Genomic DNA, 10105 nt, shown 5'->3' with positions numbered 1-10105 from the left:
CAACAAAAAACCTAACAATTATCATATTTTATTGCTTCGGAAGCCCATAGCTTTGTACGAAACAATTTTTTATGATTACTTGGAAAAAACTTCCCCAAACCGAACAGCAATTACGTATTGAAAAAGCGTTAAAAGAAAATGTGGATTTTACACACGACATTTCTTTAGGGTATCCGGGTTCCAGACTCGACGGAGAAGTATTTCGCAATGATGTGCCGTTTTTGAAAGACGCACCACTTTTGCAAACCTACGTTTCCAATCCCAATCATATCGGCTGTCATACTTTTGGCGCTTCCGAGAGTGCTTTTAGCGGCACACAGGAAATGGAACGCGAAGTGCTGAAAATCATTGCCGTAGATATTTTTAAAGCGGAAACTAACGGTTATGACGGCTATATAGCACCGGGCGGAACGGAAGCCAACATTCAGGCCATATGGATGTACCGCAACCATTTCATAAACGACTGCGAGGCAAAACTGGACGAAATAGCCATTATCGCTTCCGAAGACACCCATTATTCCATTCCGAAGGCAGCCAACCTGCTGATGCTCGACTGGCATGCAGTTCCCGTGGATTTCGAAACACGCGCTATAGATAAAGCACAATTGGACAACATTGTAGCTTCGGCGAAAGCCAACGGAAAAAAATTCTTCATTGCCGTTTCCAATATGGGGACGACTATGTTCGGCTCCATAGATAATCCGGTAGATTATATCACCGTTCTGGAAAAACATCAGCTTACCTATAAACTCCACATTGATGCTGCTTATGGCGGATTTGTATATCCTTTCACCAATAGTGCATCCGCAATATCGTTTCAAAATCCCAAAATCAGCTCCATTACCATTGATGCCCATAAAATGCTTCAGGCACCTTATGGCACGGGAATTTTTATCTGCCGAAAAGGACTTATCGAAAACGTGCTAACCAAGGAAGCCGAATATGTGGAAGGGATGGACCTTACGCTCTGTGGAAGCCGAAGCGGCACCAATGCCGTAGCCGTTTGGATGATATTATTTACCTATGGGGCTTTTGGCTGGTGTGAAAAGGTTCGGATATTGCAAATGCGCACCGATTGGCTTTGCAATGCGCTTGACGCTTTAAACATCCGTTATTTCAGGGATCCGTTTATGAATATCGTGACCATTCACGCGCGCTACATCCCAAAGGAAATGGAAAAGAAATACGATTTGGTTCCTCAAAAACACGACAAAACCAACCAATGGTATAAAATTGTTATCATGAATCATGTGGAAGTAGATCATTTGAGTACTTTTATAGCCGATTTAAAAAGTACCCGCTATGCTGAAAAAAGAGCTGCGACAGAAGTATAAAACCCTGCGAAAAGAACTGACTTTTGAAGAAATTCAGGACATGAGCCTGTCTATTGCCAACAGTTGCCTTTCCTTGCCGGTTTGGAATAAAACTTATTTTCATTTGTTTTTACCCATTGAGGATCAAAAAGAGATAAATACCGAATTCCTTTTACAGATTCTTTCCGGACGCGATAAGGAAATCATCATATCCAGTACGGATTTTGAGACCAGAAAAATGACCCATTTCCTGCTCACGGAGAACACCCGAATAAAAAACAACTCTTACGGTATTCCGGAACCGGTTGAGGGAATTGAAGTCCCGTCTGAAAAAATCGAAGTTGTTTTTGTTCCGCTTTTAGCCTATGACAAGCAAGGGCATCGTGTGGGTTACGGAAAAGGATTTTATGACCGATTTTTATCCGAATGTAAAACCAACACCCTAAAAATAGGACTTTCTTTCTTCGATCCGGAGGAAACAATTGCGGATACTTTTGAAAATGATATTAAACTGGATTTTTGCGTAACCCCTTTTGGTATTTTTAAATTCCAATAAATTAAGTATATTCGCAAAAACCAAATAGCATTTCCATGAAAAAAGTAACCCCAAAAAAAATCATTTGCAGCTTGCTACTGGCTATTATGAGCTTTAGCGTGACTAACTGTACCGTGTCACACCACCATCATCATCATAAGGCAAAAAAGCTGCCTCCGGGCCAAGCAAAAAAAATAACCGGTGACAAGAGCGCAAAACGACATGCTCCGGGACACAATAAATAAAAAAAGGATGCTAAAAAGCATCCTTTTTTTATTATATCTAATTACAGTAAGATTCTTTAAATGAATTACTTTGAAAATGCCCTTTTATTGAATACGATTAAAATCCCGACTCCCACAGAAATCGCCACATCTGCAACGTTAAAAATAGCATTAAAGAACGTAAAATGATTTCCGCCCCAAATAGGTAACCATGAAGGCAGATTTCCTTCCCAAATAGGAAAATAAAACATATCCACCACTTTCCCGTGGAACCATTTTCCATACGGCTGATGGCTGAACAAGGTAGCAACCTGTCCGTAACTATCGTTAAACAATCTTCCGTAAAACACTGAATCGAGTATATTTCCCACTGCTCCTGCCAATATCAATGCAACGGCTACAATAAGAAAATTGGACGATTGTTTTCTGACAGCATCATACAACCAATAACCGATACCACCCACAGCTATAATTCTGAAGATGGTTAGCATTAATTTTCCAAAAGCCCCGGGTATTTCAGCACCCCAAGCCATCCCGGAATTTTCAATAAAATGGATTCGGAACCAATCAAAAACATAAACTTCTTCGTCAAGTCGGAAACTGGTTTTAATGTATATTTTAGAAATCTGGTCGATTATCAGAACAAGAATTACCAGTAAATAGGCTTTTTTTAATGACATTTTACTAAATTAAGTAACAAAAATACTATTTTAAACCATATAAAAAACGCCCCATAAGGAGCGTTTAGTAAAATTTTTGAAAAGATTAACGTTGCATGTTCTTTGCTTCGATGCTCATGGTTGCATGAGGAACCAGTTTCAATCTTTCTTTATTTATCAACTTTCCAGTTACTTTACAAATTCCGTACGTTTTGTTTTCAATTCGAATTAACGCATTTTTCAGATCACGAATGAATTTTTCCTGACGAATGGCAAGTTGTGAATTGGCTTCTTTACTCATTGTTTCGCTACCTTCCTCGAAAGCTTTAAACGTTGGTGATGTATCATCAGTTCCGTTGTTTAAGTCGTTTAGGTAAGCGCTTTTTATCAAATCCAAATCGTTTTTCGCTTTTTCCAATTTCTTCTGAATCAATTCTCTGAATTCCGCTAAATCTGCGTCGGAATACCTTATTTGCTCGTCCACCATAATTTCCCTATTTTGAAATTAATATTCTTGTTTTTAGTTCATCAAACTCAATTTCCGTACCATTTTCGATACGATCCTCAAATATAAGTTCTTCTGTTAACGTTTCGGATTTAATGTATGCTTCGTTATCTTTTACGGCTTCCTGAATGATGCCGTCCTTTTGCATGGTCACTTTAATCTTATCCGTAACTTCAAAACCGGAGTCTTTTCTTATATTTTGGATTCGGTTAACCAATTCCCGGGCAATACCTTCCTTACGTAATTCGTCTGAAATTGTTATGTCCAAGGCCACGGTAATTCCACCCGAATTGGCAACCAGCCATCCTTCAATATCCTGTGAAGAAATCTCCACATCTTCAGATGTTAAGTTAACACTATTTCCTGAAATGACAATGCTTATTGCGCCTTCTCTTTCCAGTTTAGCGATACTTCCCTGGTCTAAATTTTGTATTTCTTTGGAAATCAGACCCATATCTTTTCCAAAACGAGGCCCTAATGCTTTGAAATTCGGCTTGATTTGCTTCACCAGAATACCGGAAGCATCATCCAACAGCTCAACTTCTTTCACATTAACTTCCGCTTTTATAAGGTCGGAAACCGCTTCTATTTCGGCACGCTGATTCGCGTCAAGCACAGGAATCATAACCTTTTGCAGCGGCTGACGCACCTTGATCATCTCTTTTTTACGCAGTGATAAAACCAGTGATGAAACCGTCTGCGCTTTCAGCATTTTGCTCTCTAACGATTTATCAACAAAGTTTTCAACGTATTTTGGAAACTCTGCCAAATGTACGCTTTCAAATTTTTCTCCTTGTGTTGCCTTCGTTAAATCTCCGTAAAGCCTGTCCATGAAAAATGGCGCGATAGGCGCTCCAAGCTTGGCAACAGTAACCAAACAGGTATAAAGTGTCTGATACGCTGCAATCTTATCCTGCGCATAATCCCCTTTCCAGAAACGACGACGGCACAAACGCACATACCAGTTACTCAAGTTCTCCTGAACAAAATCGGAGATAGCACGGGCTGCTTTTGTTGGCTCATAATCGGCGTAAAAACTATCTACGTCTTTAATTAAAGTATTTAGTTCCGAGAGAATCCAACGGTCAATTTCCGGTCTTTCATTTAATGGAATTTCAGCTTCCGCATACTTAAAGCCGTCTATATTAGCATACAACGCAAAAAACGAATACGTGTTATATAAAGTTCCGAAGAATTTCCTTCTAACTTCCGCCACCCCTTCGATGTCAAATTTCAAGTTGTCCCACGGGTTTGCATTGGCAATCATGTACCAACGTGTTGCATCCGGACCGTATTCTGCCAAGGTAGTAAACGGATCTACAGCATTTCCAAGGCGTTTGGACATTTTTTGTCCGTTTTTATCCAGAACCAATCCGTTGGAAACTACGTTTTTGTAGGCCACTTTATCAAAAACCAACGTTCCGATGGCATGCAACGTATAGAACCAACCACGCGTCTGGTCTACACCTTCCGCGATGAAATCGGCAGGGAAAGATTTGTTCTCATCGATCAGCTCTTTGTTTTCAAAAGGATAGTGCCATTGCGCGTAAGGCATCGCACCCGAATCGAACCAAACGTCGATAAGGTCGCTTTCACGCTTCATCGGTTTACCCGATGCTGAAACCAAAACGATAGTATCTACAACATTTTTATGCAAATCAACCAAATCGTAATTTGATTCGTCCATGTTTCCGACAACAAATCCTTTGAATGGATTTTCGGTCATGAAACCGGCCGCAATCGCCTTTTCAATTTCGTTGTAAAGTTCCTCTACAGAACCGATACAAACCGTTTCCGTGCCTTCATCCGTTCTCCATAACGGCAACGGAATTCCCCAATATCTTGAACGGGACAAGTTCCAGTCGTTGGCATTTTTCAGCCAGTTTCCGAAACGTCCTTCACCTGTGGCTTTTGGCTTCCAGTTGATGGTCTCGTTCAAATCGAACATACGGTCTTTCACGTCTGTTACCTTGATAAACCAGGAATCCAACGGATAATACAGAATCGGTTTGTCTGTTCTCCAGCAATGCGGGTAGGTGTGAACGTATTTTTCAACCTTAAAGGCTTTATTTTCTTCTTTCAAACGAATGGCGATTTCAACATCAACCGATTTTTCAGGAGCTTCACCTTCGTTATAGTATTCATTTTTAACATATTTCCCGGCCAATTCACCCATCTGACGCACAAAACGTCCTTGCAAATCAACCAAAGGCACCGGGTTTCCGTTTTCGTCCAACACCAACATTGGCGGCACTTCCGGAGAGGCTTCTTTAGCGACTTTCGCGTCATCCGCACCAAAAGTAGGCGCCGTGTGTACGATACCAGTACCGTCTTCCGTGGTAACGAAATCACCTGAAATTACTCTAAAAGCATTTTCCGGATTTTGGTAAGGTAACGTGTATGGCAATAATTGCTCGTATTGGATTCCAACAAGATCTGCTCCTTTACATTCTGCCAGTATTTCGAAGGGGATTTTTTTATCGCCTTCCTTGAAATTGTCAAAATCGGAATCTTCACTGGTTTCAAAATAATTTTTAGACAACTGCTTTCCAACCAAATTTTTAGCCAAAATTATATTGATTGGGCGGAAAGTATACTGATTGAAGGTTCTCACCAGCACATAATCGATTTTCGGTCCAACAGTCAAAGCCGTATTACTTGGCAAGGTCCATGGTGTAGTCGTCCAGGCCAGGAAGTGAATTTCATCCAGCTCCAACGCTTCAAATTTGTACTGCTTTAAATTGTTGGACGTGATGTAATCGTAAAATTTAGCGAAAGTCAGTTTTCGTTGATTATCCAAAACCCTGAACTGCGCCACAATGGTTGTATCCGTCACATCGCGGTACGAACCCGGCTGGTTTACTTCATGGGAAGACAATCCAGTTCCCGCTTTAGGCGAGTACGGCTGGATAGTGTAACCTTTGTATAATAAATCTTTGTCGTAAATCTGCTTCAATAACCACCAAACCGTTTCCATGTATTTGGATTTGTAAGTCACATACGGATCTTCCATATCTACCCAGTAACCCATTTTTTCGGTCAGGTCGTTCCATACGTCGGTATAACGCATTACGGTTTTTTTACATGCTTCGTTGTATTCGGCAATGGTAATGGTTTTCCCGATATCTTCCTTGGTGATTCCTAATTCTTTTTCGGTACCCAATTCCACCGGTAAACCGTGCGTATCCCAACCTGCCTTACGCTTAACCTGGAATCCTTTCTGAGTTTTATAGCGACAGAAAATATCTTTAATCGCACGCGCCATCACGTGGTGAATACCCGGCAATCCGTTAGCTGAAGGCGGCCCTTCAAAAAACACATACGGGGTTGCTCCTTCACGTGAAGTTACACTTTGTTCAAAGATGTTTTGCTTTTTCCAGAAATCAAGTACTTCAGAGGCCACGGTTGGCAAATCAAGTCCTTTGTATTCAGTGAATTTCGTGCTCATTTTGTCGTTTTCTAAAATCAATGCGCGAAAGTACGGAATTTTAAAGAAAATAGAGAAAAGATGCAAGAAAAAAGACGATTAAACACAACAGTTTTAAGAGTTTGCCAAAACAATTATCTAATGTGCTATGAAAAAACCTCTTTAAGCACCTCTAAAGATTTCGGTTTTTTAAATCCGTGAAGGTGAACGGAATAGTAATCTAATAAGATTTTCAGCAGTAACTGACGCTCTGTCCCGGCGAAGATTTTCTGATCGGAATCCAGTTTCAAACCAATCAGTTTTTTAAAGAGAAACGTCTCATGATCGGAGAGGCAACTGATGCCATGAAAGGAAGAAAATACCCCTTCATTAAGTTCAAAAAAAGGCAGATTGACTTCGGAAGTATCGGGATAAAACCCAAGAAATTTAGTCATTTCAAGCAACAGAATGAGGTGAAAATTAGCCGTTTCCTCGTGCGTATCCAGCCAAAGCAAAGCCGTTTCAAGAAAAGAAAACAAGGTCACGTTTTTTTCTTCTTCACAAATGCTGTGATGCAACATTTCGGATAAAAAAATCACGATTGTGCTTTTAAAAATATCGGTATTTATGGAATGATAAGGCGTCGCTAATTTAATCTCCTTGAAGTGTTCCAGCGAACCTTTATTTTTGTGGCTGGCTTCAATTTCGAGAATGGTCAACGGCTGAAAATACGCTATTTTCTGATTCGATTTCTTACCCGAAAAAGCACTGGGAACAAAATAGGATTTCAATCCGTCCGATTGGGTAAAGCATTTTACAATCAGGCTTTTTCCCTGATATTTTATAGCGCTTAAAACGATTGCTTTGGTTTTAACCAGCATAGATTCAATTACGAATTTAAAATTACGAATTACAACTATTCAAATCCGCAAAAAATCAAAACCATCATTTACCTTATTATCATCACTTTTTTGACCTTGGTTTCCGTTCCGTCTCCGGAAGCAATGAAAATCATATATACCCCGGAGGCCACTTTGTGTTTGCCAAACGCTTTGGTATCCCATTCAACTGTTCCTCCTTCAGAAGTGGTTTCATACACCAAATTCCCTCCAATGTCCGTGATTTTCACATTGGCATCATCAATCAGACCGCTAATCTTAACCGTACCGTTATATTCCGGACGTACCGGATTGGGATAGACATAAACCTGACTTAAGTCTTCAGCTGCTGCCGTGGCAATACCTTTAAACGAAACCAGTCCGTTTTCAGTCGCAAAAAAAACTTCTCCTGTTGCGCCGTCAATATCTATATCCAGAACATTATTACTTGGAAGCGGCGAATTGAGCTTTGTAAAATGATATAAAGTTTCCTGGCCATTGGAAGAAACCAAGAATGCTCCGGCACCTTCAACGGACACCCATTTGTTATTCGATCCGTCGACAACAATATCCATGATGTTTTGTTGGTAAAACAGTTCCTGCGCCAAATTATCGTCGAGAATAATGATTGGATTAGTATCCAAACTGGTATCATGCAAAAAACGGTCAACGCTCGGCAAAATACGCAAACCTGAAAAAGTGCCGATCCATAATTGGTTGCGGTTATCCACTGCAACACACCTTACATCGTTATCGGGAAGGTTTCCTTCATCAGAACCTGATTTTATCAGTATGAATTTATTGTTATAGTTTTCGTTGAAACCGATAACCCCGTTACGGTACGAGGCAATCCATTTGGTTCCGTTTTTATCGATCGCTATTCCGGCATAACTGTCATTTAATGTGTTTATCGTTACATTCTCAAGATTATAGGATTGCCATTGCCCGTCCTTTTTCATCACTTTAATAGCCCTTTCGACAAGACTGTTGGTCATCCATAAATTCCCGTTCTTATCGAATGCAGGACCGTTAACCCTGACATCAGTACTAGATGGTGACAAAGATTCCAACCCATTCGGACCGGTATTTGTTTGATCAAACAAGGTGATCTCATTCCCGTTCTCGATTTTGAGCAATCCGGAAAGATAAGAGCTTACAAAAAGCTGATTCGGATTATTTGGATTTGCGGTGATGCCGGATAGGGCTTTGGCGCCTAAAAGTTCCGAATAAGGTATGTCATTCCACCCAGTCTGATCGCTGAACTGACTGATTTCATAAGTACTTGGGTTAAATCCACAACAATAAATGTAGGGATCATAAGCTTTTGAATACCCACCATATACAGCCCAAAGAAAGTTCCCGGCTTTTTTTATTTTAAACACCTTATTGCGTGCCAGTCCATTTGGCGTACAGTTTTCAAACGAAACCGAATTGTTTAATGTGGTCTGATGCAAGCCTTTGTCTAAAGTCCCAATAAACACCTTGTCGCCAATTACCGTAGCACAGGTGAAATCTGTCACAATATCAGGGATTTGCGTTATATGTGCCACTTGGACCAGCAGGTTATCATAGACATAAACATGATCGGCAGCAGTAACCATCAAATGATTGTTATAAGCGCGAAAATCAACTATGTTCTGGCCGACATTAACCAGTTCCTGAAAAGTCACTCCGGTATGTTTGTAAACCCTGTTATTTGTATTGGAAGCGATCAATTGATTCTGAAACGTAACAACACCATTCCAATAACCGGGATCAAATGTGGTCCATTGACTGAAGTCGACCAGATTCGGACTGGAATAATCAGCCCTGCGAATTCCGTTTGCCTGCGTTACGGCATAAATAAATCCGTTAAAAACCGTCGTCTGAAAAACCTGAACCTCCTCTCCGGCCGGTCCAATAAAATAGGTATCCCCAAATTGTGAAGTGGCCAGATCAAAAACACAAATACCAAAATCACAGGACAGATAAACCTTTCCTTCATACTCGTAGATATGATTTATTTTTTTTCTGTTTGGCGGAATAGACGGTTTGTTAATAATATCAATTACATTTAAAACCGTCCCGTCATTTTCATTTATCACTAAAAGCAATCCATTTTGGTTTCCTACCAGTATTTTATGGAATGCTTCACTGTAATGCACCGCAGAGATCACATCCGCCTTCAGTCCGTCAACAGAATTTATGGTCTTCAGTTCATTGGTCAGCGTATTTTTGGAAAAAACAGCATTTTCAGATCCGGCATAAACCTGATCCGCAGATTGGGAAAGGTCTTTGACTTCATTATAGGAAAAAAAACCTCTCCACAACTGATTTTGCTGTGAAAAACAATTAATGCTAATAAAAACAATCAGGAAAAAAAAGTCTAATTTTTTCATCAATATCGGTTTGTCGTACAAATATAGTCTAAAACGACACTTTCCCGTTTTTTTATATGTTTAAGTTTAAAAAATTGCTTTTCCTTAAAAAAGAAATATTTCACAGATTAGAAGAGAAAATTTACATTTTTTCAAAAGTCTTTTTACTTTTGTTTTGAAGTGAAGTTTGTTTTTATATATTTGTCAGATATTGACCTAAACTTAAGA

At 39.9% G+C, this 10105-nt stretch carries 7 protein-coding genes; 2 read left to right on the top strand and 5 right to left on the bottom strand.

All coding sequences use genetic code 11. The annotated features are described in order from the left end of the window. The first annotated feature begins 71 nt into the window (after positions 1-71). Both VLB74_RS04320 and VLB74_RS04315 read left to right on the top strand, forming a co-directional pair. A complete protein-coding gene (locus tag VLB74_RS04320; RefSeq protein WP_325202234.1) occupies positions 72-1334 on the top strand; it encodes a pyridoxal phosphate-dependent decarboxylase family protein in 1263 nt (420 codons plus the stop codon). Then, positions 1303-1869: a 5-formyltetrahydrofolate cyclo-ligase gene (locus VLB74_RS04315; protein ID WP_325202233.1), complete on the top strand. Its 567-nt coding sequence runs from the start codon at positions 1303-1305 to the stop codon at positions 1867-1869. Before VLB74_RS04320 ends, VLB74_RS04315 begins: the two co-directional genes overlap by 32 nt. A 289-nt stretch (positions 1870-2158) precedes the next feature. Here the strand turns inward: VLB74_RS04315 and VLB74_RS04310 are convergent, their stop codons facing one another. The 5 genes from VLB74_RS04310 to porZ all read right to left on the bottom strand — a co-directional run bounded on the left by VLB74_RS04310 (position 2159) and on the right by porZ (position 9898). After that, complete coding sequence (locus VLB74_RS04310) at positions 2159-2752, bottom strand: lipoprotein signal peptidase (protein ID WP_325202232.1); 594 nt, start codon at positions 2750-2752, stop codon at positions 2159-2161. A gap of 85 nt (positions 2753-2837) precedes the next feature. Then, positions 2838-3218 carry a TraR/DksA family transcriptional regulator gene (locus VLB74_RS04305; protein WP_325202231.1) on the bottom strand — a complete coding sequence of 127 codons (381 nt, stop codon included), beginning with the start codon at positions 3216-3218 and terminating at the stop codon, positions 2838-2840. 7 nt (positions 3219-3225) lie between these two features. Beyond that, complete coding sequence (gene ileS, locus VLB74_RS04300; protein ID WP_325202230.1) at positions 3226-6684, bottom strand: isoleucine--tRNA ligase; 3459 nt, start codon at positions 6682-6684, stop codon at positions 3226-3228. Positions 6685-6809: 125 nt separating this feature from the next. Beyond that, on the bottom strand, positions 6810-7523 hold the full coding sequence (recO, locus tag VLB74_RS04295) for a DNA repair protein RecO (protein WP_325202229.1): 714 nt from the start codon (positions 7521-7523) through the stop codon (positions 6810-6812). A gap of 68 nt (positions 7524-7591) precedes the next feature. After that, complete coding sequence (gene porZ / locus VLB74_RS04290) at positions 7592-9898, bottom strand: type IX secretion system anionic LPS delivery protein PorZ (RefSeq protein ID WP_325202228.1); 2307 nt, start codon at positions 9896-9898, stop codon at positions 7592-7594. Positions 9899-10105: the final 207 nt, after the last annotated feature.

Source organism: Flavobacterium sp. (assembly GCF_035456225.1).
GTDB lineage: Bacteria > Bacteroidota > Bacteroidia > Flavobacteriales > Flavobacteriaceae > Flavobacterium.
Note: the sequence above shows the minus strand (reverse complement) of the source record. Positions and strands in the feature narration are given on the sequence as shown.

Excerpts from the sequence above, each read along its gene's own strand:
- VLB74_RS04315 (WP_325202233.1), top strand. The coding sequence starts at position 1,303 with ATGCTGAAAAAAGAGCTGCGACAGAAGTATAAAACCCTGCGAAAAGAA.
- recO (WP_325202229.1), bottom strand. The coding sequence starts at position 7,523 with ATGCTGGTTAAAACCAAAGCAATCGTTTTAAGCGCTATAAAATATCAG.
- VLB74_RS04310 (WP_325202232.1), bottom strand. The coding sequence starts at position 2,752 with ATGTCATTAAAAAAAGCCTATTTACTGGTAATTCTTGTTCTGATAATC.
- VLB74_RS04305 (WP_325202231.1), bottom strand. The coding sequence starts at position 3,218 with ATGGTGGACGAGCAAATAAGGTATTCCGACGCAGATTTAGCGGAATTC.
- VLB74_RS04320 (WP_325202234.1), top strand. The coding sequence starts at position 72 with ATGATTACTTGGAAAAAACTTCCCCAAACCGAACAGCAATTACGTATT.
- ileS (WP_325202230.1), bottom strand. The coding sequence starts at position 6,684 with ATGAGCACGAAATTCACTGAATACAAAGGACTTGATTTGCCAACCGTG.
- porZ (WP_325202228.1), bottom strand. The coding sequence starts at position 9,898 with ATGAAAAAATTAGACTTTTTTTTCCTGATTGTTTTTATTAGCATTAAT.